Below are 403 nucleotides of genomic sequence, written 5' to 3' on the forward strand. Positions count from 1 at the left end.
CTCCAGATGGGCGCAGCGCAAAGATGCCGCGGCGTACGGCACGCGGCGTTCTGTCGTGATCACGCCTTCGGGTCGCCCCGCCGCTCCAGCGCCGTCTTGCGGATGATGTCGGCGATATCCGGGCTGCTCGAGGAGAGCATCTGGAAATCCTCGGCATGGAGCGACAGCAACGACACCTCGGTTGTCGCGGTGACGGTCGCCGAGCGCGGCTCGCCGGTCACCAGCGCCATCTCGCCGAAGAAACTGCCTGGGCCAAGCTCGACCGGACTCGGCGTGGCAACGATGACGCTGCCATCGACGATGAAGAACATCTGGTCGCCCTTGTCGCCCTTGCGGCAGATTATGGTGCCGGTCGGCACTATCCGTGGCCTGAGCGCGCGCACGATCTCCATCACCGAGGAGG

Annotated in this window: 1 protein-coding gene; it reads right to left on the bottom strand. The window is 66.0% G+C overall.

Translation table 11 applies throughout. The features are described 5' to 3' along the window. Window positions 1-59: 59 nt before the first annotated feature. The coding region (locus tag AC1D0P_RS30965) for a cyclic nucleotide-binding domain-containing protein (RefSeq protein ID WP_477680227.1) at window positions 60-403 on the bottom strand (344 nt) is incomplete at its 5' end.

It is taken from the genome of Polaromonas sp. P1_G2 (assembly GCF_056405515.1).